The following is a 23,593-nucleotide window of genomic DNA, read 5'->3' as shown; positions in this document are numbered from 1 at the left end:
TATTATATCAGCGTGCGGTATTGGTTTCATTCTGCAGTGTCTGCATTAATTCCATAGCGTAGTTATCCCTGGCTTGTACGTAAGCGACCTTCGGTATTATAGAAGCTCCCAGTTTTTTCTTCTCAAAACTTGCCGATATGCCGAGATCGATTCGTCGAATTTCAAGTTCCTTTGCTCTTTTGATTGTCTGGTAGAGCAGCTGTCTATACAAGTTGAAGCCATCGCCAGAAATGTAGTCCATGCCGATAAGTTCAGGTACATATACATTTCCTGAATTTTTATAGCAGAACATTATCCCAACGAAATTCTTTTCAGGGGCATCTTTGAAGGTAAGAATTATAAACTCCCAGTTTGGACAGCTGTTCATATTTTCAAATACTTCCCTTTTGTATGTAAAGGTATTTATAGCAAGGTTGCGCTCCTTTACGTTGCAGTATAGCTGGTACGCCCTGTTTAGTTCTTCTTTGTTGAGGCAATCTTTTATTTCAACAGCATAGAATTTTTCGTATGGCAGTATTTCCCGATTGAAATGCTGGCGTGAACGCGTAGAAAGCAGGGAACCATAATTCTCAATTGCCGGGAAGTTTTTATTTTCAATAACACATGATTCTGGCATATCGATTCTAAAATACCCTTGGTTTCTAATCATTTCATCTAAGTGGAATCCGGTTTCAAAATCACGCAGAACGAGCATGTCGGCATCCAGCGAATTGTATGATTCCTCAAGTTTATTTAATAGCATTCTCATTGAATGCTCTGCCAGAGGATGATCCTTATCAATATAGCAGTGCAGTCCCTCAGTAAATAGTGAGCCGGTACTTAATACTTTGGAAGTCATATGCATGGAATCTGTTTTTCTAATTTCTTCAAGTTGCCTTGATACAGATTCTGTAGCCAGCATATCATCTTTCCACATCCCCAATGTACAGTAGGTCATTAAAACCACTTGCATGTTCTGGTCACGGATAATATAATAGAAAAAATCCCATTTATTGGCGTGGTCCTGATTATTTGAGAAAGCGCATTCTAGATACTGCATTCCTTCCCAGTCAAGAATATTGTGAGCGCCCAAATATTTGTTCCATTCCTGTTTATTGATGTCCGCTATTGTTGTTTTTTCTTCCATCTGCAGTTTTTCTGTCTGCTTTTTTGCATCAGGCAGCTTCTTTTTGCTGTCCATTCTAAAAGCCTGCCGTATCTTCTGCTCACTGCTTCCTGTTTCTTCTACCGCTCTGTGAAAGTGATGATCCATGGCACGGGCAAGTTCTGTTATATCTTCAATTTTATTATGTGCAGATATCGTGATACGGATTCCAGTATTTTTTATGGGAACTGCCGGATATATGCCAAGGTTGAGATAAAAGCCTTCTGCAAAGAGACGCTTGGTAAAATTAAATGCAGTAGCGGGTGTACCCATTCCAAGAAAGAAAACGGGAGAATCATTTTCAGAGACTAAAGGAAGACTGCTTTTTGAAAGCAGACTGCCGAAATGCATTATTTTTTTTGCAAGTTCGGCCTGGTGTTCATTTATTTCCGCAGAGAGATGTATGATGCAGGATGCGATAGCAGCAGCAACTGATGCAGGTTCAAGCTGGGCAGAAAAGGTAAGAGGGCCGCCAAAAGTTTTAATCTTTTCGCGTAATTTAGCATCGCTGCAGAAAAATGTAGCGCCGCTGGCACCAAATGTTTTGCTAAGCGTACTGACAACAACAATGTTTTCTTCAAGCTTTCCAATAGCGTCAAAGATAAAACCGGTACCATTTTTTCCTTTCCAGCTCATTCCATGGACATCATCAAAATAGAGGCGGAGCTGCGGATACTTACAAGCAAGGTTAAGCAATTCCTGTACCGGCGCATAATCGCCATACATAGAGTAAACACCATCTGCCATGTACCAGATTTTTCCCGATTTCCCGCTTAGCATGCGAATTTTGTCTTCAAGCATTTCAAGGTTATTATGGCGAATCATCTCCACTCTTATTCCCCTGAGCTTAAGAACCTGACAGGCATTCTGCACACTCCAATGCGCCTGATGGTCCATGATCACAGCATCCTCATCTCTTATCAGGGTTGGGATGATTGCCATATGGCCAAGGGTGCTGTTTTTAGTTATGACTGGCGGTATGCTGTACATCTGCTCAATCCTGCTTTCCAGTTCTGCATACAAGGGATGTGAAAGATAAGTTTTAGAAAGCGGGAACTGTGTCCCATATCTGTTTACGGCACTTATTGCAGCCTCTTTCAGTCTTTTGTCCTGTTCGAGTCCAAGATATCCTGTAGTTCCGAAATGGAGCATTTCGCTTCCGTTAATTTTTATGGTTCGTCCATTGAGATATTCACCTTCTGAGTAGAGGTGCAGTAAGCCTTTTTCTTTTGCATTTGAAAAAACGGTGTCAACGGTATCAATAAAATTGTTGTGCTTTATTTTTGCCATTTTATTCAGTTATTTAGGTTTATAATCTTTTATGTGTTTAACTATTTGAAAAACAACAATCTAAAATTCTTTATAAAAAATGGAAATATTTTTATTTTATGATGTTTTACTCCCATTATGGCAAGTTTAATTCCCGATTTAGCAACCAATATGATGTTTTTGCAAGAAAAAATCCGTAATCGGCAATTATAATGTTTATTAATCTTTATATTTTTGTTAAATTACAGCCCCTTATTTAAAAACTGATAAGACATGATTGCAGCACATGAATCTTATGAGAATCAAAACGCGAGGTTTTGGATTGAAAACGAAATACTTTTTTTCGGATACAAGCCCAATACGACAGTTAATTTAGAAGTAGCGATGCGCGTGGTGGCAGACCGGGTTGCGTTCCAAAATGAAAGATATTTTCCTGTTTTTTGTGATACCAGAGGCATAGCCTCAATTGACAAAGCAGCCAGAGATTATCTCGCCAAATCCGGTTCAATGCTTGCAAAAGCAGTCGCTCTGATCGGCAGTGAAAATGTTTCTATAACTATGAGCACCTTTTATCTTGAAATCAGCAAACCCTCTGTGCCTACAAGAATTTTTACCGTTGAGAAGGAGGCATTGGATTATCTTAAGGACTTTATTTAGTGACTGCCGGCCAGAAAAGATTATACATAAATAAAATCAGGACTGATGAAAAGACCTCATAACAGAAAACGGATGATATCCATGCAGAAGATGTTATTTGAGATGGCACGGGGCAATTTCAATAACCAGATTCCTCTGAGCGATTATGATGATGAAATTGAAACTCTTGTAGTTCTTGTAAACATGGTAGCAGAAGAGCTTAAAGAGTCGGCCTTTCATTCCGGTTTTGTGAATCCTTATATTACTCACAGGATGATAACTCCTGCCACTTTTATTTTAGATGAAAAGCATCATATAAAAAATGTAAACCATGGAGCCTTAGAGATTTTAGGTTATAATGCATCAGAAGTGCTCAGAAGGCCCATACAGGATTTTTTGAACGATGATTTCAGTGGTATGTCTGACAGTGAGAGAAAAGAATTGGAAGAAATGCTTTTATCAGGCGAGATCATTACACTGAATTTTATAACAATAAAAAAGCTTCTTGTAACGGCGGAGTGTTCCGTATCGAGATTATCGGATGGCAAGTTTACTGTTCTCAGTTTTGTGGCTCCCTTTCTCCAGGTTAATGAAACTGCTAGTGAATCTTTACAAACAAAATCAGACCGACATTCAAATTTCGGGCAGACTGATGCACGTATGCTGCAGCGGGTTTATGATTATATATTGGCAAATTTGAGCGAGCCATTACCATCCATTAAGGAACTGGCAAGACAGTTCGGCACAAATGATTTTAAACTCAAAGACGGGTTCAGGTATTTTTTCCATACAAGCGTCTACAAATTTTATACAGAGCAGCGGCTTAAAAGAGCTTACCTCATGATAGAGCAGACTGATATTCCCCTTAAGAATATTGCCTTTATGAACGGTTTTAACAGCTATCCTAATTTTTCCAAATCATTCAAGAAGCAGTTTGGATTTTCTCCCAAAGAACTCAGCAGAGGCAAAGCAGGTAATCTTTTCACTCTGGACAGCCTTAATCCTTCTTAATTAATTTTTGCTCCCGATAGCATAAGTCTTATTGTTTTGAAATTCAGAATTTTACATTCTGAAAATAAACAATAAGATTATGATGTCTAAATCAAAAACAGCTTTTAAAAAGTACTTCATAGAGATAGTATGCTTACTATTTATTCTGCTTTTTGTATATGCTGGAGTAAGTAAGCTCATAGACTTTGAAAATTTCCGCGCTCAGATTGGACAGTCGCCTCTCTTAAGCCCATTTGCCAATTTCGTATCAATAGGCGTTATTGCGGTTGAAATAATTATTTCAGTTCTGCTGGTATTTCCAAAGTCTAAATATCTGGCGCTTTGGCTGTCATCTGCCCTGATGACCATGTTTACGGCATATATAATTATTATACTGAATTTCAGTTCATTTATACCGTGTTCATGCGGAGGCATTTTAGAGAAGATGGAATGGGGTGAGCATCTTGTTTTTAATGTTGCATTTATGGTTCTTGCAATGGCAGCAGTAAGGATGTGGTCAGGCGATAATTACGTTTTATTTAAGATTGTTGGCGTGGCTGCAGCCAGTGCTGGAATGGTGGCGGTTTTATTTGTTTTTTCTGAAGATATAATGGCGAAGGAAAATCCTTTTATAAGGCGCTTTCCAAAAGCTTCTGCCGCTAAGACCAATATGCTTGATCTTCGGAACTATTCCTATTATGTTGCAGGAGTTCATGGTGAAAAAATTTATCTGGGGAATTGGAAAGCTCCTCTTGAGATTCTGGAAACGGACTCGAATTTCAAAAAGACAGTTAAGCATGCCATTATCCTAGAGCGTGAAAACTTTAGCTATAAAGCCGTGGAGGTTAGAATCCACTATCCTTATTTTTATGTTATGGACGGCACCGTGCCAGTCATTTATAGAGGATTGGTTTCAGATTGGAAAGCATCGGTACTTACAGAAGGAAAGTTCCATTTTTCCAGTATCGTTTTCCTTGATGCCAATCAATTTGCCTTCCGCACTCAAAAGCCTCCAGCAGGCGAAAATATCATGGGTTACGGAATAGGATATCCAGCACCAAAAATTAAGTATAGCGATTTGGTATTTCAAAAGCAGAAGGATGGAATTTTTGACACAGACGGAACTCTGCAGTACAGCGATAAACTAAAGAAGATAGTATTCACTTACTATTACAGGAACCAGTATATCATTGCTGAGAATAATCTCAAAGTTAAAGCAAGGCCGCACACCATTGACACCACGGTTCATGCAAAATTAAAAGTGGTAAAATTAGAAAAGTCTGGAGACATAAAATTAGGTGCGCCGCCTTACACCGTCAACCGAAACACTTCTGTATTTGGAAAACTGCTTTTTGTCAATTCAATGCTCAGAGGAAGATACGAAGATGGCAGGGTGTGGAAAAATGCGACCGTTGTTGATGTCTACGATATTGCGAAACGGACTTATGTATTTAGTTTTTATGTCTATGACCAGAAGCAGAATGTCAAAATGGGAAGCTTTTTCGCGGCAGACTCGGCCCTATATGCAATTTCAGGGCACTATCTGCTTAAATATGGCTATGGCAAAAGAATTAGTTCAAGAATCCAATAGTAAGAAAATATTAAAAAGATACCGGCCGGTAGCAGGAGACTTGACCGAAAACCTGTAGAAAAGAGTAGGTCGCTATTTAATAATTAAATTTGAAATATTATGAAATCAACAATTTTAAAAGCATTTGCTATGCCTCTGGCAGCATTTGCTCTAGCAAGCGCTGGCGCGGCCAGTACTGCTGATGCTGAAAAAAGTAAAACATCTGCGGTTATTCAGGCATATATCCATAATCCAGCAGAGGATGACTGCGAGCCTGTAACTGTAAACTGTGAGCCAGGAAACGGCCAATTATGTACCAGCGGTTCTTTTGAGGCCTATGGAAAAATTAATGAAAATAGTGATTGTAATGTCCAATTGCGCCGCCTGTAGATGAATCAAATTATTAACAAAAAGTAATGCAGTTTCCATTCGAAACTGCATTTTTTATTTGGCCTAGTCACCAGAAGTTCCTTCTGAAATCCATTGGGCCGTTTTTTTATCTTTTAAAAAATAGTCGAACCACTCCATCATTCTTCTGCTCAAATCTGCCTGATTATCGACTTTTTTAATGTTATGGTCTTCTTTTGGATAGATTAGCATTACCGTTGGCTTTTTCATCCTTCGAAGCGCAAGGTAGTATGAGACGCTTTGCGTATAGGGAACAACGCGATCTTCCTTGCCTGACCATAGAAGTAGAGGAGTATTTACTTTATCGGCATTTAAAAGCGGATTATTTTTAAGATATTTTTCCTTTTCTTCAAAAAGCGAGTTTCCCATTCTGTACTGCTGGCTTTCAAATCGCCACATCTCTGACTGTGCAATTCCATTTTTGCTGATGTTGAAATAGTAACCGATAATGTCGCTGATTCCGGCACCAGATGCTGCGGCGGCAAATAGTCCTGTCTGCGAAATAATGAAATTAGCCTCGTATCCTCCGAAGGAATGCCCATACAGTCCGACTCTGTTCCTGTCGATAGAGCCTTTTCGTAGGACGGCATTAACGGCAGCCTTTACAGATTCCAAGGCTGAAATTCCAGGATTACCCTTTTTATAGAAGATGTCAGGCAGAAGCACAAAATATCCATTAAGAGTGTAGTTGGTTATGTTAAATCCAATACTGCTTTGCAATGAAGGATTCTGGTAATTCTTCACAAGATTAGACATGTTCTCGTAAATGTACACAATCATCGGATATTTTTTAGAAGAATCAAATCCTGCTGGATAAATCAGTGCTGACTTGACCTTTTCGCCTGCTGTGTCTCGGTGGTATACCATTTCTGATTTTCCATAGCGGTATTCTTTTACCTGCAGGTTCGATTCAAATAGGACAGAGGGGTTAGCGCCGTTTTTTTTTAATTCAATCTGGGGAGGCTTATTATAATTCTGGGATGTATAGGCAAAAATATTGTTTTGGCTTTGCAGCAGCTGTTCGAATTTTCTGCTTCCAGATATAATGAGCTTTTCTCCTGATTTAAAACTCAGAACATGATAGCCTGTGGAATGGTCTTTCATGTTCCTGCTCTGAAGAATAAGATCTTCAGCCATGGAGAAGATATTGTTCAGAGAGGGATTATTTAGACGAAAGGAAATATTCTTCTCGCGTCCTTTTGTCAAACGTCTGCTGTATGAACCGTCTGCTGCCACCATCCATATATCATACTGGTCATACAATAGAATGTTTTTTCCATCGTTGCTCCATCCTGCACAGCCATATGGGCCGAACTGGCTCCTAATCGAAGGTTCGGAATCGTTGTCCCAAGAAATTTTTGTTTTTTCTGTGAGGTTTAGGTGCTTTCCCTCAATCGGATTAAAGATCCACCAGTTCTTCTCACGGTAATAAAGAATCCTGTTACTGGAGGGATCAAATTTCATCTGCGCTGGATCTATGGACTGCTTTTTTAGAAATGGAATGGTGCTCCCGCTGGTTAATTCTTTTAAGTAAAAATCCGCTTCTTCATAATATTTATCCTGTAGCCCATAGGGATTTTTATTAAAGATTATGGCAAAATCCTGTCTTCCGGTAATTCCAAAATTGGAATATCCATTGTCATTGAGCAGGAGGAAGGAATCAGTTTCGGGGTACCATACCATTTTTTTCGGAGTTTCTGCCGCATTTTCCGTCTTGTGCCTGCCAGGATATAGGGATTTATCATTCCCATTCCATATTTCAACTGTTTCATTTTTACTTTTTGAATCAGCCTCCCTTTTTAGCGTAAAGAACACTTTTTTTCCGTCTTTGGAAATCTGAAGAGGCAGCTTGGGATTGATGATCAGGTCTGTGCCGGGTTTTTTATCATTCCAATTAAAAGAAAAAAGCATGCTGTCTCGAGCTCTGTAATAATGGAGCACTGTTTTATTGCTTACCGAGTCCCTTATAGAGAGAAAGGCGGCATTGTGTTCATTGTCCTGCCAAGTGGGTTTAACAAGCCTGTACGGGATTTTTTCTGCGATTATAACTTGATGGTAATTGCCGAAATTGATGATGCCGCTTTGGTAAAAATTATTTTTCTTAGACGTGTAGAGCAAAGCGTCACCGTGAGAATTCATAACGTATTCTGTTATGCCTTGAACTGTATCGAGCACTATGCCATTGTCATTGTATAGGATTAGGAGTCTGCATTTATTTTTCTCAGCGGAGGAAGTAACAAAGAATTTGCCTCCAAGAGGCAGCTCGTAGTTTGCCGCATTTTTCAAGTCGGCTGTTTTTAAGGAATTTAGGTTAAAGAGATGCAGATTAGATTTAGCATCCAGATAGGCGAAGATTTTTTCATCTGCAAATTTTCCATTTTTTCCTTTTGGAAATTCATACGTTTTATTTGTCAAGGTATTGCAAAGAAACAATGTGTCCATTGCATTTTCGTACCGCATTTCAAAGCTGATCCATTTCCCCTTCTCTGATATGCTTTTGAGTTCCAATGTGCCCCAGCGGCTATAATCCTCTTCTGTGGCATGCGTCATTTGCCGTGCCTGTCCCATGCAGAGACAGGCAGATGGCAAAATCCACAAATTCAACAAATTCAAAATAAAAATTCTAAAATGGTTCCGCATCGAATTGAATTTCTTTATTTATTACTAATAGCCCTGATTCTGTGGATTCAGGTTTGGATTTGAATTTAATTCCAAAACAGGAATCGGCCACAGCCGGTCATTGGCATCCCAGCCAGGTTTTAAAGGAGAGAGGGTTTTATCAAGTTTTCCAAAACGCTTAAGGTCAAAGAAGCGCTGGCCAAATTCTGTAAATAGCTCGAAACGGCGCTGCTGTAAAATATCGATCATAATATCTTGGAAAGAAAGTGCAGCTGCATTTGAAAGACCCGCGGCATTTCTGATGACATTGAGATCTTCTTTCGCTCCTGTAAGGTCTCCCTGAAAAGCTCTAGCTTCTGCGCGTATCAGATACTGTTCGGCCAGACGCAGTACAACAGAATATTCCAGAGAGCTCGCGGTAGGCTGGTCCTGTTTGTACTTATAGGCATAATACCACCTTTGATTGCCGTTGGAAACCATTGCAGTCCAGTGGGTCTTTCTTTTGTCTGTCGGCTCAAATGCATTGATGAATTCTTCTCTTAAGCCAACAATGGGTGGAGGGCCCGCCTTAAAGATGTAGAGATCGCCTTCCTGCGTATTGGCACCAGCAGTTCCAGGCATTAGCTGCCAGATTGTTTCCGTGCTGCCCTTTAGAAATATCCTGTCAAGATTGCTTTCCTTTTTGTATAAGGTGTTATTGATTACTGCAGATGCGGCGTTAGAAGCTTCAGGATATAATTTCATATAAAGATAAAGTCTTGCAAGCAGGGCTTTGGCGGCACTTCGATTAGGCCTTATTCTCTCATTTGAGATATATTTCTCAGGAAGAAGATCTGAAGCTGTATTAAGATCCTTAAGAGCATTCTGATATATCTGGTCTGTCGGCGCTTTTGAAATTTTGCTGTTAGTTGTATAATCCGTTGTGGTTACATAAGGAATATCACCATAAATGTCCGTTAGAGTAAAATGGAGCATCGCTCTTACAAACAGCGCTTCACCCATCAGATGATTCTTTTGATCCTGCGTTATGGATGTGGACCTTTGGACACCTTCAATAATGCTGTTTGCCGTATAAATCTGATTATAGCTTTGATTCCATATATCACTTATCTGCGGGGTTCCGGCAGTGAGACTGTTATTAAATAAATTGCTAACGCTGTTAGGCTGGTAGTAATTGAACTCGTCCGTATAGAGGCCGAGCATGGAAGAAAGGCCTGTTGTGCTGCCAGCGAGAATGCCGTTCATTCTCAGTTTCGTGTACAATCCCGCCATAGCGGCATTTGCTGTCTCAGCATCTTCAAAAACGGCATCTGAAGTCAGCTGGGATTTAGGCAGGTCTACTTCGACAAAATTATCACAGGAGTTAAAGAAAATCAATGCTAAGACGGCTGATAGCGCCAGTTTTCTAAATCTATTGTTTGTTTTGCAGAAACCAGTCTGCAGAACTTCTATGCTTTTTTTCATGGTTCTGGTTATTAAGTTAGAAAGTCATCTGAATGCCGGCAGTAAATATTTGTAAAGGAGGCAGATATCCGCTAAATCTAAATTCTGGATCTCCATTTTTATATGGGGTGAAAGTGAGCAGATTCTGCCCTTGCAGCGATAGTCTGCACTGCACTCCTTGAGCTGCTTTCAATGGCAGATCATAGATTAGCGAGATATTTTTCAAACGGATGTAGGATGCATCTACTATGCCAGCGTTGCTGTCCGAATAATTGTAATACGCATTTACAGCAGCGCTGTTCTGACCAGATGTATTGATCTGATAAGTTGTAATATCTCCCTGATTTTTCCATGAATGGACCATATCCTGCGGCTGATTTATAAAACTTCCTCCGGGAACATAAGAACTGTAATCATAATTCTGCTGTTTTACAAACTGGAAAAGGAAGTCCAGCTTGAGGCGTTTATACTGGACAGTATTCTGCAGTCCCCCATAATATTGCGGTGTAAGATCAACTATAGTCTGACGGTCTTCAATGGAAATTATTCCGTCCTTGTTTACATCTTCAAACTCATAGATCCCTGTTGATGGATTTACGCCATTGAACTGATAGGTCTTTGCTATAGTGGTTGGTCTGCCTATAACGTATCTGCTGGAATAGGTTGAACCTTCCAGTCCAGGAAATGAAATGAGCCTGTTTCTGGCCACAGTAATATTAAAATTGGTAGACCATTTAAAATTAGGGTTGTTGAAGTTAATTGTGCGAAGGGTAAATTCAAGGCCCGAATTTTCGACAACGGCATCCAGATTTGCACTTACGGAACTGAATCCTGTTGTTGCAGGAAGCGGTATGCCTACCAGCTGGTTGGAAGACCTGTTTCTGTATCCTGCTGCAGTAAAAAATAATCTGTCATGGAAAAATCCGGTCTCAAGCGCTATTTCGAATTTTCTATTAATTTCCCAGCTGAAATTTGGATTAAATAGCCTTGTAGGATCCATACCCACAATACCATTGTATGCGTTTCCAGAGGTTGTATAGGTGTCCATAAACTGATAGTCTCCAATCTGGTCGCTTCCAGTGGTTCCGTAGCTTGCACGCAGTTTGCCGAAACTCAGAAAAGAGTCATCTTTTATAAAATCTTCTTTAGAAAACAGCCACGCCGCGCCTGCAGCTCCAAAAGTGGCAAACTGCCTGCCTGGACCGAACCTGCTGGAGCCGTCTCTTCTTGCAGTCAGATTCAGGATGTATTTTTCTTTGAAATTGTAATTCACTCTTCCAAAAAATGCCTGATATTTATAAAGAATCTCATCATTTGTAAGTATAGATTTGGTAACGGCAGCAGAGAGATCAGTAATCTGGCTGTTGCTTGCAAAACCTTTGCCAGACTGATACAGTCTCGCTGTGGATTGCTGCTGCGCAGTGCCGCCAATCAGAATATCAATAGAGCTGTCTTTAAAATCACGGAACCATCGAATTTGAGGCTCCATTATCCAAGACTGCCTTGAGGTAAGATTGGTATAAATGGATGATCTGCTGCTTCCGATATTTAGTGCCGGGTTGTTCATAGTGGAAGGCAGCAGACGCTGCTCCGAATTTTTCAAGTCTGTGAAGCCCAGATTGGCTTTTATTTCCAAATGCGGCATTATGCTGTAGCTCAGCACTGCGTTAGCCACCAGATCATTTATTTTGCCCGTATTGATTCCCCGCAGCTGGGCTAGAGGGTTTCTAAAGGTATTGTTTTCAAAATTTAGATTCCCCTCGCTGTCATACAATGCTGGAGCATTTGGAGCCAGTGTTCTGGCAATGCGGGTAAGATCGGTTCCAGGCTGCAGGTTATTTTGAAAGGTATAGCCTGCTGAAAAAGACAGTTTGAATTTTTTGTCCTCGTTGCTGTGGTTCATATTAAAATGCACAGCTCCTTTATCATAGCCGAAGTCTCCAGGCAAGACCGTTGTTTCAGTTCTGTAGGTGCCGCTTAAAAGAAATTGGGTAAGATCAGAGCCTCCCGCAATGGAAGCCTGCAGATTGGTTATCGCAGAGGTGCCGCCCAATAGCTCTTTCTGCCAGTTGGTGTATCTGTTCTGATCCCATGTGCCGTTAATGTCGTAAGCGGCGGCTGGATAGGAAGCAATGCCGTCATTGGCAAATGCCTGTCTTCTCATTTCAAGATATTCGGAGGTATTCATTAGGGGCACCATTGCAGTTATCCATCCCGCACCGGTGGAGGCATTAAGGGTAATGCTGGTTTTTCCTGCTTTTCCTTTTTTGGTTGTGATCAAGACTACTCCATTTGCTCCCCGCGATCCATAAATAGAAGTGGCATCTGCGTCTTTGAGCACTTCTATGCTTTCAATGTCATTTGGATTAATGCTGTTCAAAGGGCCTGTTGAGGTTGGTACTCCCGAATTGGTATTGCTGTATCCTATTAGGTCGGAAGAATAAGGCACGCCGTCGATAATATATAAAGGCTGGTTTCCATCTTCACGCAGACTGTTCATTCCCCTGATTTTAATCTGAAAGCCTGTACCTGGAGTTCCAGAATCCTGTATTATATCGACACCCGCCATTCGTCCCTGCATTGTGGCCAACACATTGGAGACAGGCTGCTTTTCAATGTCTTTTGATGTGATTTTGGCTATGCTGCCTGTCCGTTCACTTTCGGTGACTGAATAGTAGCCTGCATTTACCTTTACTTCTTGAAGAGTGGTGGTGTCATATTGGAGCCTGATGTCAATTTTAGTGCGGTTCTGCACTGGTACTATTGTTTTTTTAAATCCGATGAAAGAAACCACCAGAGTATCATTAGGCGCTGCAGTAATAGTGTAATGACCATTGTAATCCGTAATGGTATTGATTAGAGGTTTGCTTTTTACTGCAATAGTAACTCCTGGAAGAGGAGCTGAACCGTCTGTTACGGTTCCCTGAATGCTGTGCTTTTGTGGAAATGTTTGGTAAGACCGCTTTAGAATTTTAGCGGAAACTGATGGAAATGACAGCATCATGCCAATAAAAATAAGGCAATAAAGCGCTTTTCCATCCTTGTAAAATGAAAAATAATTCATAATATTGGGATTGGTTAGTTAAATGGTATTTGACTGGCTAAGGTCCTCTGCTAAAGTTTGGTCGCTGCTGCTGAGGGCCATTTTTATGTATTAAGTAAACGGCTTAACTGACATAATTTATTTTTTAGTCTTTTTTACAAATAAAATAGCTTTAAGATTAAACATTTCGTTTAATGCGAGACTAAATAAGAAACAATGCAAAGAATAAAGATGAGAATTAATTAGCTCCTTAAAAGGAGGCGTGGGTTTAAACTCAGCCTATCGCTCTCTAGGTACTGGTATACCTTACGCGCAATAAGTGAGCCCACGCCATATGGCGTGAGCATTTACACTTATCTTCTGCGCGGATTAAAATTACCAGTTTTAGAGAGCAGATTCTAAGCGAATGCTTCATAATATCGTTTGAAGTATCGCAAATATATGTATTTGATAACAAATATAGAATAAAATTCCGAATTGCACACTATCGTGTGCATATTAATTGTGATTATTCTATTCTTTTGTCTATATGGCACTAAATAAAAAAGATAATAAACAGCAAGGTAAGCCTAAGAAAACTAAAGTTTTCCTAGTAGATCAGCACGTTTGTAATTTTATAAAAGAAGAATGGATGAAAGATATGAAGTCTTTCAGAGATTGGGGTAAGCAACATGGTGTTCATGAAGCAGTGTCAAGAAAAATTAATCAAAAAGAAGGTTATAATATTCCTTTATCTACATTAAAAATTATTTGCTTTTATAAACAGATTACAATGCATAATTTCTTTAACTTAGTTGAAAAAAAATATGGTGATGCTGAAGATAAATTCTACTACATAGAAAAATAAAAAGATGCTTATGCATCTTTTTTTATTACCGCAAAGAAAGGATGTTCTATAATGTAATTTGACGGCTATATACAAATTTGTTGTTTACCATATTGCTAAATTTAAGCATAAGTTTAAGAACTTTTTTTATTTTAAAAAGGGTATTTTTACTTATTCTATTTATAGTAAAAAGAGTTTAATTTACTTAGTGATCTTGAAATACTAATAAATAAATTAATCTATGAGTAAAGAATTAGATAAAAAGACAAAAGGATCTTGGTTAATTCATCATACCAATAAGTTGCAAGGTGTTATAAATCAATCAGGTTTTGAAAATACATTTTTGGCTGGTAAAGCTGGTATACTACTTTCAGCAATATCTGCAAATCAAAGCATAACAATTAACTCCGAACGATTAAAAGTACTAGCAAAGGCGGCTAATATTAATACAACATTTGAACTTCCTAAATTAATTGAAGTTCTCCAAAATCAAGAACTAATTGATACTTCAGCAACGGGAATCGCCGTTTTAGGTGTCACAAGTAATAAAACTTTAGAACATACTTCCGACATATTTGATGCTCTTGCTCCAAGCGGAAACGAAAATGCTTCAATTGCTCTAGCTGAACGAGCTTCTATTTCTCCCATTTTTGCAACAGATATTTCTGAAGAATTATCAGATACGTATAAACTTTCCTTTGGAGAACTTAATCAATTGTTAGCAGACTCTGAATCGATTGGTTTTGTAGATATTGAAAAAATTACAGACACAGATAAGCTGTTATTTAATGGTAATTTATTTAGAAGAGACAGCACACAAAAAATAAAGAACGTACTTGATTCTCTAAAGCCTGAAGAACAAGGAAAACTAAATGAATTAACTGAAACATTAAAAAAAAATGCATGTATTAGTGTGGAATACGCCGAAAATCTATTAGGACTAAATCTCTTTCAAAAAGTCGTAGCAGTAGGTTTATTTGATATAAGTGTAGTTAGTAATTCAACAGAAAATGTTGGCTTTCTAACCTTGCCATCTGCTTTTTCTAAATATAGTGATTCAATGGTTGATGATGCTTTTGATTTAGCCAAGGCCTTTGTTAGTTCAATAACTTATGGAATGACAAAAAGTTCATATGCTAGAGGCCAAATACACTTAGTTGATGCATTATTGAGAGCTTTAGTAAGAGGAGAGAGTGTCGGTCCTGTAAGAGCAATTGCCGAAGATTATAAAATACTGGAATTAAAAGGAGTAGTTCAAGTTTCACAAGGCAGCAAAAATGGTAGATCAGGCCCTATGCTTTCATTGCTTAAAAAAGAAGTTGGAGAACTAGCACTCCAGGTAATTCAACAGGGAGATGTGAGTGAACATTCTTTAAGTGCTCTACCTACTGCAGCTGTTACTAAATTTAATGGGCCAGAATATAACAGGGAAAAAACTAGAAGAAAACAAACTAGCATAAACCCAAAAGCTACAAATGATATGTTGTCAATTCTTCGCACTGGAGGTAAATTTTAATTATATGAATAAAACAAGAGAAACATTAAGCAAGGGATATCAAATGGAAGAGTTGTTACGTAATTATTTTTTAAAATCTGGATATTATGTTTTGAGAGGAGTGCCTTTTGTTTACGAAGGATTTGATGTGACTGATATAGACTTATGGCTATATAGTCGTACATCCTCTGTTTCACGAGAAGTAACAATAGTTGACTCAAAGAATAAAAAGACGCCACAGGCAATTGAACGAATTTTTTGGGTTCAAGGCTTACGAATTGCAACAAAAGCTACAAGTGCTATAGTTGCGACAACAGAAAGGAGACCCGAAGTTAAAGATTTTGGAAGAGAGCTAGGAATAGTTGTGTTAGATGGACAATTTCTTCAAAAATTATTTACTTCAGAAAGTGGTAAATCTGATAGGATTTCTGATGAAGATTTTGAAGGAAAAATCAATGAATATGCATTAAATAAATTAGATGGAAATTGGAAAGGACGGGTTAAACATTCCAAAAGTTTATTAGCTACTTCTCTTTCTTTCGATAGTTGTAACGAGTGGCTAATGCATGCGAAATTTTTTGCAGAACAATCTATAACTAAAGAAAATCAGCGAGAGACAGCTCTTCGGTGTCTATATTTAATTTGTTCATTTATCGCCATTGGCTTAGATTATTGTATGAAAGAAATTTCATTCCAAGAACCTTCGGAGCGTAGCAAATTAATTAAGGAAGGATTTACATATGGATCTAAAGGAAATATTGGAATTAAAAAAATATTAAATGTAGCTATGGGACTTGTTGAAGAACATACAAAAGATGGTTCGGTAATAGCTCGTCAAGTAAAGTCAAATGTTGAAAAGCAATTAGCCACTCTAAATACATCCACATTAGGAGAGTACTTTGCTAAAAACGAAGTTGCTCGCACTTTGTTTATTGTTGCAAGGGAGTTTGAACAAATTGCAATGGCCAAAGAATTTAAGGGGCATACTGATGCAAGTGTTGAACTACGTAGCATGTTATTCTGTCTGGTTGATTTTTGGGGTTTTGATCGTTCTAATTTCTCGGCAAAGCAATAGCAGAGTCATTAAAATTAAAAATAACAATCTGTAAGTTAATCCTTAATTTATACAATTATATGATGTCGATTAAAACGTTTGACAATTATGTATTTAAGCTTATTTCAAAAATATGAAAGATTCACAAATAAATCCTTATGAACATTCTGATATTAAAGTTAAGTTATTAAAGCTCTATTTAGAAAAATATATCAATATTCTTGCTCTAGCGAAAGGTGTTCATACAGTAGAAGTGTTTGATTTATTCTGTGGAGAAGGGATTTATAATAATGGAAAGGAGGGGAGTCCTGTTATCATTTTAAGACTTATTAAGGATATATATTATAAAGCAACGAAAAACTCCAAAGTGAAATTTAATTGTAACTTTAATGATTATAATAATCAAAAGACGGTTAAACTTTCCAATTATATTTCTGAAAAAAAAATGCATTATCAGGAGATGGGGGCGTTAAGTTACCATAATAAGGATTATCAAGTCTTTAAAGATGAAATTTTACAGGCTCGTAAAATAAAAGGACTAAAAAGGTTTATTTTCATAGATCCTTACGGTTACAAAAATATTAGTGTTGCTGATATAGAAGATTTGTTATCTGATAATAATACAGAGGTTTTACTATTTTTGCCTACACAATTTATGTATAGATTTGAAAAAAAATCTACACCAGAAAGTCTCTACAATTTTTTGACAGAAATAATGCCAAAAGAGGAACAAAGAATGAGTAGCTCAGGAGTTGATTTTATACATAAATTAAGAGATGGTTTTGGTGATAAGCTAAAAGGAAAGCATTTTGTAGATTCTTTTATTATTACAAGAAATATAAATGAATTTTTTGCACTGTTTTTTTTCACAAGTCATTTATACGGATTTGAAAAATTTTTAGAGGCAAAATGGAGTATTGATGAAGAGGAAGGCCGTGGTTGGAGTCCAAAATTTGAGAAGGTTGATTTATTCTCAGCTATTGATGTTCAACCAAAGACGGACAAATTTGAAGAAAACTTATTAGCATTTTTATCAGAGTTACGTTCTAATATTGAGATACATGAGTTTACAATTTCTAATAGACACCTAACAACACATGCTGTCCAAATTTTAAAGAAAATGCAAAATTCAAATAAATTGATGATAACAACCGTTGATAATAGTAAACTTAGAAAAGGAGCCTTTTATATTGGCTGGAATGAAGTTAAGACAAATAAAATTAAATGTTTTATTAAATACGAAAGTAATGGCGCAATCTAGTATTGAATGGACAGAAATGACTTGGAATCCAACGACAGGTTGTACAAAGATATCTGCGGGTTGTAAGTTTTGTTATGCTGAGGTAATGTCAAAACGACTAAAAGCAATGGGGATCGAAAAATATAAAGATAATTTCAAAGTAAGAGTTCATGAACCATCACTGAAAATTCCTTACACATGGAAATCTCCAAAAGTGGTTTTTGTAAATTCTATGAGTGATTTGTTTCATGAGGAAATTCCTTTAGAATATATTCAAAGGGTTTTTAAAGTGATGAATGATAACCCACAACATGTCTTTCAAGTTTTGACTAAAAGAGCCGAACGATTATCTGAAATACATAAAAAATTAAAATGGACGCACAACATTTGGATGGGAGTTTCAGTAGAAGACGAACGAGTTATTGATCGCATCGACTTTTTAAGAAATACAAAAGCGCATACGAAATTCTTGTCGTTAGAGCCATTAATAGGACCTCTTCCATATTTAAATTTAAAAAAAATACATTGGGTAATTGTTGGCGGAGAAAGCGGGTCAAAGGCAAGACCAATGAATGAAGATTGGGTTCTGGATATTTATCAACAATGTAAAAAAGCAAATGTTTCTTTCTTTTTCAAACAATGGGGGGGTAAAAATAAAAAGGCGACTGGAAGATTGCTGAATGGGAGAACTTATGATGAAATGCCAAGAATCATGGAAGTTGAAAGTGGTGCTAAATAAGTTTGAATATCTAATATAAGTTTTTCATTAAGAGATGTAAGAGACTTTTTCTGAAAACTCATAAACTTCACTATATTTCAACTTATGGATATTAATAACTTTTTCATTGAATCTACCTCTTGTTATTTCAATTTTATCATTTTCCAATAAATTAAGAATAATTTCAAGATAAATTCTTGTTTGGATTCCACTTTTTAATGTGAATTTTAAACCTTGAATATTTGATACTATTTCATTATTTAAGATTTTAGTGGTAAATTCCTCTTTAAATTTTTCAATTTTATTGCTAAATTTTTCATTATAAAAAAGAGTTCCTAATTGGAAATCATTATTAATGTCAAAATTAGCTTCACCTGCCATTTTATCTTTATCCCAACAAACTTTTAAAAATTTTTCCATACCAAGAGTATGACCAGTTCCGAATACTAAACCATAATAATTAGTTCCTTTCCTTATAGAAAATTGATGTAGGTAATAGTCTTTATTTTTTGGAATCAAATCTTTAAAATACTGAGAAACTAATTTATGACAATGTTTGGGCTCTGATTTTTTAAATTCTATTTTTTCTGTTTCAATATATTTTTTTATTGAATCGTGATTTTGAAACCTATTTATAAAAGAAGAAGAAATAAAAAAAATAAAATCTGTTTTAGGAAAATTTATCAGCTGAGTAAAAATATCGTTGTCAACTTCTTTAAAACCATATTGATCTAATAAAACAAATTTTCCATAGTTCTTGTTTTTCATTATTTCCAACACCTTTGGTCTTTTAAAAGCTTCTTTAAAATTAAAATTTCCAAAATGATGCTCATAAACACATTTTTCTCTATTACAATTTTGAAGACAATTATTAACAAATTCCTTAATATTCACTTCTAGCTCTTTATTTTTCTTTTTTAGTTTTTCGTTAAATGCAAAAACTATTTTTTTTCCTTCAGATTTGCTACAATGTTTTAAGTTTTCACCTTTCGCTTCATCAAGTAAAATAAGAGGGCTGCCAAAATTCTTGTCAGAATCCATACCGCTACCGGCGAAAAAATCATAAATAAATCTCTTTTCAACATATGGTGTGTGAATAAATATAGGTAACCATTCTTTAAAAGATTCTCTAAAAATATCAAGTTTTATTTTTGTCGCAAGGTCAAATGCTGACTTATTTATATCCTTAGCCATTTTAATTCTACATAGCTTTTTACTGCTATTACTTTAGTTTATATTAATGTTTCATTTTGTAAAATGTATTACTGAATATTCTGTAACTATATTCATAAAGTTTTAGCAATAAGTATGTACATAAAAAGATTCTATAATAAATTTTATTGTCAAATGTATCAATTAACTTATTTCGTTGCATAGGTATTTTTACCTATTTGTATATTGCTATCATGAAGTCAATACTGATGTATATTTTTTACTCAGTTTGCTACAAAAGGTGAAGAAAGTGATCGTCTCTTTATTATATTTGTTAGATAAACAATAAAACTAGAAAATAATTTTATCTAAATAATTAAAGTTTTTTCTTGTAAAACATAATGAATATACCTAAACAAGATTTTTTGTCTACAAATAAACTAGCTTCTGTATTTTCTAATACATCTGCTACTTATAAATTTTATTGGTTTCTAGCGATTCTCGAATTAGTGGAAAAAGATAACTTTAATATAGAGAAAAGAAAAATATTCTCAAGGATGATTAGTAACTCATGGTATACAGTTAATTATTTTCAAATATCTTTTGGTAAACAAGATCTTATTCAAGATGCGGTGAGAGCTATTATAAAAACCGAAAACCTAACAATAAATGAAAATCGAAATAAAATTAATTCAGTTTTGGAAAATACTAATAATATCCAAACTATCAGGATTTTGAATCATTTTGATAAAAACGTTCCGCATTGGTTTATTTCATCTTGGTTTTCAGGAACTCGGAATGAGATATATTTGCTTTCGCAGAATTTTGATTACGGCTGTCTCTATCGTTTGGAAAAAGATTATATTGAGATAAATCCAATTTGGATTTCCTATCTTAAATTAAATTCAAAGATACTTAAGGACTTCTGCTATTGGAATTTGTCGATTTTTCTTCAAAAAAGAAACCCAAATGTCCCGGACATTCCAAATAAAATATATAAGACAATTACAAGAAATTCATTGATTAAACAAACAAATGAATATTGGAAATTTGTATTTAATGAATTGGGGGCGGTAGATTGTATTTTTACCGATAAAAAATTAGTTTTTGATGAAAAGAGATATGCTTTGGATCACTTTGTGCCTCATGCATTTGTTTCTCATGATTTAATTTGGAATCTGATCCCAATAGATAAAAATTTTAATTCGTTTAAAAGCAATAAGCTTCCTTTGATTGATAAATATTTTGATAGGTTTTATACTCTGCAGAAGACGGCTTTTGAAATAGTTAAAAGCTCTAACTCTAAGAATAAATATTTAGAAGAATATCTTGGTATTTTTCCTGATTTAGATGATAGCGGGTTGGATTATATACGATTTAAAGAAACAATCCAGCCTTTAATTACTATTGCCAGCAATAATGGTTTCTCCTATATGAAAGAGTAATTCGGAATTAATTTTATGCAAAAAAAGCCCTTCAGAATCTGAAAGGCCAATTTAGTAAAAGTAAGAATGAATTTATTTTTTTGATTCTTCAATAGAAACTTTTCTAAACTCTTTTAGAAGTTTCTCAATCTCTAAAGTTGATTTACGAGCTCTTGCTCCAGCGGCTTTCACACCTTTTTCGATTAGTGAATCTGATTCTGCTTTAAATGTTTCGATTTCTGTATTGATCTTTGCTACTAACTCTTTCATGTTTTTTATATTGTTAAATTGAGCATGTAAAAATAGAAGTTTATTGAATTTTAAAAAACATTTTTCTTGTTTTTAGTGTTGATTAAATTACTATTTTCCACGCTGGTTAATTATTTTATGCATACGAGAGACCTAGCGGGCATTACTTTTTAGAGCCTTCCTCAGATAAGAAATTATATAAAGCGTTAATTAAAAATAATTTATGTATTGTAATTATTGTAATTTATTATTAAATTTGCTTATGCTTGTTGGCAAGCATGCCCGTTCGTGCAAAGATTTTATCAGCCAAATAGTTTAATAATGCAAACCTGCCTGCTTATTATCCAAACAAGATTACGAACGCAAAAGTCAGGATAATACAGCCGGTGTTAAAAGGAATGTATTATGGAAACTATTGAGTACTTCAAACTGCAATCAAAAAATCTTTACAAAGATTTTAAAACACAAAAGTCTTATTTCGATGCCGATTATGGCCGTGAATTTTATCAATATACGCCCAAGTATTTTGATATAGATGCACTTATTCTCGATTTTGATATCGATGAAGACAATTTTACCTTAATGAAAGCTCAGCATTACGTTGCAAATTTGGCTGGATTTACAAAATGGACCGAAATGCTGGATGCTTCTTCTTCGGCATTGAAACTATCAGAACTGCTGTTTAGAAATATGCATAAGATCAGTGTTATAGAATGGGATATTTATATCTCGGCACAGCAGCGAGAGAACGGTTTTGCTTTCGATGATGATCTTAAACTGGATATCTTTGAAACAGTTTTTGATAAAGTAGATGATCATGAATCTGGTGGGCATGATTATCGCTTAACACAATCCGAGAAAGTATCAGATGAGAATCAAAATAGTAAACCAAAGAAGAAGAAGATGAAAAAGACACCTATGCAAATTTCTGCATTGCCACTTGTTGGAGAGTATAGATTAGAGTTTATAAGAACGGCTAATGTGGTTTTTGAGAAAGTTTTGATCAGAATTGAACCGAAAAATCCCGAGCTAGTCAGAAAGCTATGGGATGCAGAGAATTATATTGATGAAATCCTGCTAAAGCCTGAAATGCTGCCCATTGATCATGATTATGCACTTTCTCTGATAGATGCTTTCCTAGTTCATCATGTTATTGAACTTGCCGTTGAAACTGATGATTAGGATGAAAATCGTAATTAAAAATTAAAGCTTTTCTAAAAATGGTCAGTAGTAGGTTATACTGAACATTTTTTTTAATCAATCCTTATTGATAAATGTCTTTTTTTTGTGCAGCTATTCCAATTGCATTTCAGTTTAAAATGATTGACTTTCAGAAAGAAATATGTTGTTTTGTAAAATAAAATAATAGGTTTGTACCATATTTGTACCACTACGTTGTAAAGTACTGATATACTTGGAATGTTATTTTCGAAGAAGTAAAATAATTCTTCTTTAAACAATAATGAAAACCGGGTCAGAAATGATCCGGTTTTTTTATTTAAACCCGACAGGTTTTTGAAACCTGTCGGGTTTGTTTTGTGGATTATATTAGGAAAATAGAGTTTCGAATTTCTTGTATTGAATATTTAAACCGGACAGGTTTTTAAAACCTGTCCAGTTTGTTGGAATTATTTGTTGTGAATGTGGTTTTACGTAAGTTTATTAGGGTTTTTAGCCTTTATTTTGGAAAAAAAATAATTTAAACGAACTCTCAACATGAAGAAAATTTTAAGCATTGGATTATTGACGTTATCAGTCTTGTTAACAGCTTGCAGTAGTGATGAAAATGATAAGAAGGATAATGGTAACTCTGTTTCGGCTACCATAAATGGTACAGCATGGAATGCAACCAAAATTAACAGTGTAACATTAATCAAAGTAAAAAGCGAAAAACAGCAACGTTTTGATATTAATATTCAGGACAATGCCCAAATGTTATCGCTAGCCTGTGTAAGCGAACTGACAACTACTGATGCTATGCCAATAAAAGCTTATAACTTTGATGAAAATGCAGAAGATGAGGATAATATGAATGCTTTATTCATAAATACTTATTTAATTGATGGAAGTACTTTTACAGAACATTTTGTTCAGACTGGAAAGTTAACCATAACTTCGATGGATCCTGCTAATAAAACGGTATCCGGAACTTTTAGCTTTATGTCTAAAAAAGTAGGTTCGCTGCAGACTAAAGTTAATACTCCTGAAATTTTTGAAGTAAAAAACGGAACTTTTACAAACTTGTCTTATACTGTCATAACACAACCATAATTAGAATACTTTGTTTTGAAAAAACCGAGCCAGAAATGACTC

18 protein-coding genes are annotated in these 23,593 nt (G+C 35.9%); 12 read left to right on the top strand and 6 right to left on the bottom strand.

Annotated features, from left to right (window positions below; all coding sequences use genetic code 11):
* Nucleotides 1-7: 7 nt before the first annotated feature.
* Nucleotides 8-2,434, bottom strand: coding sequence for a bifunctional aminotransferase class I/II-fold pyridoxal phosphate-dependent enzyme/GNAT family N-acetyltransferase (locus BHE19_RS20190; RefSeq protein WP_070908600.1), 2,427 nt, complete (start codon nt 2,432-2,434; stop codon nt 8-10).
* Between the two features lie 252 nt (nt 2,435-2,686).
* Here BHE19_RS20190 and BHE19_RS20185 point away from each other — a divergent pair, with 252 nt between their 5' ends.
* The 4 genes from BHE19_RS20185 to BHE19_RS20170 all read left to right on the top strand — a co-directional run bounded on the left by BHE19_RS20185 (nt 2,687) and on the right by BHE19_RS20170 (nt 5,999).
* Nucleotides 2,687-3,070, top strand: a complete 384-nt coding sequence (locus BHE19_RS20185) for a DUF7793 family protein (protein WP_070908599.1) — start codon at nt 2,687-2,689, stop codon at nt 3,068-3,070.
* A gap of 45 nt (nt 3,071-3,115) precedes the next feature.
* Nucleotides 3,116-4,060 carry a helix-turn-helix domain-containing protein gene (locus BHE19_RS20180; RefSeq protein WP_083342606.1) on the top strand — a complete coding sequence of 315 codons (945 nt, stop codon included), beginning with the start codon at nt 3,116-3,118 and terminating at the stop codon, nt 4,058-4,060.
* A 79-nt stretch (nt 4,061-4,139) separates the two neighbouring features.
* Nucleotides 4,140-5,630, top strand: coding sequence for a DoxX family protein (locus BHE19_RS20175; protein WP_083342605.1), 1,491 nt, complete (start codon nt 4,140-4,142; stop codon nt 5,628-5,630).
* A 99-nt stretch (nt 5,631-5,729) separates the two neighbouring features.
* Nucleotides 5,730-5,999, top strand: a complete 270-nt coding sequence (locus BHE19_RS20170; RefSeq protein ID WP_070908597.1) for a hypothetical protein — start codon at nt 5,730-5,732, stop codon at nt 5,997-5,999.
* 63 nt (nt 6,000-6,062) lie between these two features.
* On the opposite strand, the gene BHE19_RS20165 is transcribed toward BHE19_RS20170, so the two are convergent.
* The 3 genes from BHE19_RS20165 to BHE19_RS20155 form a co-directional block, all read right to left on the bottom strand.
* On the bottom strand, nt 6,063-8,567 hold the full coding sequence (locus BHE19_RS20165) for a S9 family peptidase (protein ID WP_165607937.1): 2,505 nt from the start codon (nt 8,565-8,567) through the stop codon (nt 6,063-6,065).
* A 114-nt stretch (nt 8,568-8,681) separates the two neighbouring features.
* Entirely contained in the window at nt 8,682-10,100 is a 1,419-nt protein-coding gene (locus BHE19_RS20160; RefSeq protein ID WP_070908595.1) for a RagB/SusD family nutrient uptake outer membrane protein, read from the bottom strand.
* 16 nt (nt 10,101-10,116) lie between these two features.
* Nucleotides 10,117-13,143 (bottom strand): SusC/RagA family TonB-linked outer membrane protein, encoded by a 3,027-nt coding sequence (locus tag BHE19_RS20155; protein WP_070908594.1) that lies wholly within the window; start codon nt 13,141-13,143, stop codon nt 10,117-10,119.
* Between the two features lie 508 nt (nt 13,144-13,651).
* On the opposite strand from BHE19_RS20155, the gene BHE19_RS20150 reads away from it, so the two are divergent.
* From BHE19_RS20150 to BHE19_RS20130, 5 genes are all read left to right on the top strand, one after another.
* Complete coding sequence (locus BHE19_RS20150) at nt 13,652-13,969, top strand: hypothetical protein (protein WP_083342603.1); 318 nt, start codon at nt 13,652-13,654, stop codon at nt 13,967-13,969.
* 220 nt (nt 13,970-14,189) lie between these two features.
* A complete protein-coding gene (locus BHE19_RS20145; RefSeq protein ID WP_070908593.1) occupies nt 14,190-15,464 on the top strand; it encodes a hypothetical protein in 1,275 nt (424 codons plus the stop codon).
* A gap of 4 nt (nt 15,465-15,468) precedes the next feature.
* Nucleotides 15,469-16,518, top strand: a complete 1,050-nt coding sequence (locus BHE19_RS20140) for a hypothetical protein (RefSeq protein ID WP_070908592.1) — start codon at nt 15,469-15,471, stop codon at nt 16,516-16,518.
* A gap of 112 nt (nt 16,519-16,630) precedes the next feature.
* Nucleotides 16,631-17,758: a three-Cys-motif partner protein TcmP gene (tcmP, locus tag BHE19_RS20135; protein WP_070908591.1), complete on the top strand. Its 1,128-nt coding sequence runs from the start codon at nt 16,631-16,633 to the stop codon at nt 17,756-17,758.
* Entirely contained in the window at nt 17,745-18,476 is a 732-nt protein-coding gene (locus BHE19_RS20130; protein ID WP_070908659.1) for a DUF5131 family protein, read from the top strand. The genes tcmP (BHE19_RS20135) and BHE19_RS20130 overlap by 14 nt, the downstream gene beginning before the upstream one ends.
* Before the next feature lie 27 nt (nt 18,477-18,503).
* Here BHE19_RS20130 and tcmP (BHE19_RS20125) read toward each other — a convergent pair whose 3' ends face one another.
* On the bottom strand, nt 18,504-19,649 hold the full coding sequence (tcmP, locus tag BHE19_RS20125; RefSeq protein WP_070908590.1) for a three-Cys-motif partner protein TcmP: 1,146 nt from the start codon (nt 19,647-19,649) through the stop codon (nt 18,504-18,506).
* Between the two features lie 359 nt (nt 19,650-20,008).
* Here tcmP (BHE19_RS20125) and BHE19_RS20120 point away from each other — a divergent pair, with 359 nt between their 5' ends.
* Entirely contained in the window at nt 20,009-21,052 is a 1,044-nt protein-coding gene (locus tag BHE19_RS20120) for an HNH endonuclease domain-containing protein (protein ID WP_070908589.1), read from the top strand.
* 72 nt (nt 21,053-21,124) lie between these two features.
* Here BHE19_RS20120 and BHE19_RS20115 read toward each other — a convergent pair whose 3' ends face one another.
* Complete coding sequence (locus tag BHE19_RS20115) at nt 21,125-21,301, bottom strand: histone H1 (RefSeq protein ID WP_070908588.1); 177 nt, start codon at nt 21,299-21,301, stop codon at nt 21,125-21,127.
* Nucleotides 21,302-21,685: 384 nt separating this feature from the next.
* Here BHE19_RS20115 and BHE19_RS20110 point away from each other — a divergent pair, with 384 nt between their 5' ends.
* Together BHE19_RS20110 and BHE19_RS20105 are read left to right on the top strand one after the other, a co-directional pair.
* Nucleotides 21,686-22,462 carry a hypothetical protein gene (locus BHE19_RS20110; RefSeq protein ID WP_070908587.1) on the top strand — a complete coding sequence of 259 codons (777 nt, stop codon included), beginning with the start codon at nt 21,686-21,688 and terminating at the stop codon, nt 22,460-22,462.
* Nucleotides 22,463-22,996: 534 nt separating this feature from the next.
* Nucleotides 22,997-23,551 (top strand): DUF6252 family protein, encoded by a 555-nt coding sequence (locus BHE19_RS20105; RefSeq protein ID WP_070908586.1) that lies wholly within the window; start codon nt 22,997-22,999, stop codon nt 23,549-23,551.
* Nucleotides 23,552-23,593 lie beyond the last annotated feature (42 nt).

It is taken from the genome of Flavobacterium tructae, assembly GCF_001853485.1.
Classification (GTDB): Bacteria; Bacteroidota; Bacteroidia; order Flavobacteriales; family Flavobacteriaceae; genus Flavobacterium; species Flavobacterium tructae.
Note: the sequence above shows the minus strand (reverse complement) of the source record. Positions and strands in the feature narration are given on the sequence as shown.